Below are 1,444 nucleotides of genomic sequence, written 5' to 3' on the forward strand. Positions count from 1 at the left end.
TCTCGCACTGTGGTGGATTCTTCTATGTTTGCTGAACAAGAAGGCAAGCGTGGCGGTGAATTTTTCACACCGTCATGTGTAGTGCGTACTTTGGTGGAAGTATTGAAACCTTTTAAGGGTAGAGTATATGATCCTTGTTGTGGATCAGGTGGTATGTTTGTTCAATCTGCAAAATTTATAGAGAATCACAGTGGGAACATCAGCAATATTTCTATCTATGGTCAGGATTCAAATCCGACTACATGGAAGATGGCACAGATGAATCTGGCTATTCGTGGAATTGAACCAGATCTTGGAACCTATGCTGCAGATACATTCCTAGATGATCGCCATCCAACATTGCGGGCAGACTATATTATGGCCAATCCTCCTTTTAACCTTTCCGATTGGGGATTGGATAAACTAAAAGAAGATCAGCGTTGGAAATATGGAATACCACCAGCAGGAAATGCCAACTTTGCATGGCTGCAGCATATGATTTATCACCTTGCACCGGCAGGAAGAATTGGTATGGTACTTGCTAATGGATCTCTTTCTTCTCAGTCAGGCGGAGAGGGGGAAATTCGTAAGAATATCATCAATGCTGATTTGGTTGAGTGCATTGTCGCAATGCCTACTCAGCTTTTCTATACAACACAGATTCCGGTTTCACTTTGGTTTATTAATAAGCAGAAGAAGCAACCAGGAAGGACATTATTTATTGACGCTCGCAAGATGGGCAAGATGGTAAGTCGCAAACTTCGTGAGTTGACGGACGATGATATCAAGAAGATTTCAGATACCTATGAGGCTTTTGTCGATGGAACTCTTGAAAATGTAAAAGGATATTGTGCTGTTACAGATACGGCTGAAATTGAAAAGCAAGATTATATTCTTACTCCGGGCAGATATGTTGGTATCGAAGAACAAGAAGCTGACGATGAGCCGTTTGAGGAAAAGATGGATAGGTTAACATCTGAACTGGCGGAAATGTTTGCAAAGTCGCATGAGCTGGAGGACGAAATCAGGAAGAAGCTGGGGGCGATTGGGTATGAAGTATAATCTTGCAGATATATGCGAATATGCCAAGGGAAAAGTTGATGTCGCCATCTTGGATGCTGATACTTATATATCTACGGAGAATATGATGCCCAATAAGAGGGGCATCACAAGTGCGACTTCCTTGCCGACTGTAGCGCAAACACAGGCATTCCTTGCCGGTGATATTTTAGTGTCGAATATCAGGCCATACTTTAAGAAGATATGGTTTGCTGAGTTCAATGGCGGGTGTTCTAATGATGTTCTTGTGTTTTAGAGCAAAGAATGGCGTGAGCAAGCGCTTCCTGTACTATGTGCTTGCAAACGATACATTTTTTGACTATTCGATGTCGACTTCAAAAGGCACAAAGATGCCTCGTGGTGATAAAGCAGCCATTATGAAATATGACGTTCCTGATTTTACATA

Annotated in this window: 2 protein-coding genes; both read left to right on the forward strand. The window is 42.1% G+C overall.

Annotated elements, in window-relative coordinates:
- A partial coding sequence (locus tag CLOL250_RS03195; protein WP_044944906.1) for an N-6 DNA methylase occupies positions 1-1,041 on the forward strand: 1,041 nt, incomplete at its 5' end.
- Entirely contained in the window at positions 1,031-1,294 is a 264-nt protein-coding gene (locus CLOL250_RS14095; protein ID WP_008400654.1) for a hypothetical protein, read from the forward strand. The genes CLOL250_RS03195 and CLOL250_RS14095, both read left to right, overlap by 11 nt.
- The last annotated feature ends 150 nt before the right edge of the window (positions 1,295-1,444 follow it).

The organism is Clostridium sp. L2-50 (genome assembly GCF_000154245.1).
Lineage (GTDB): Bacteria > Bacillota > Clostridia > Lachnospirales > Lachnospiraceae > Coprococcus.

Excerpts from the sequence above, each read along its gene's own strand:
- CLOL250_RS14095 (WP_008400654.1), top strand. The coding sequence starts at position 1,031 with ATGAAGTATAATCTTGCAGATATATGCGAATATGCCAAGGGAAAAGTT.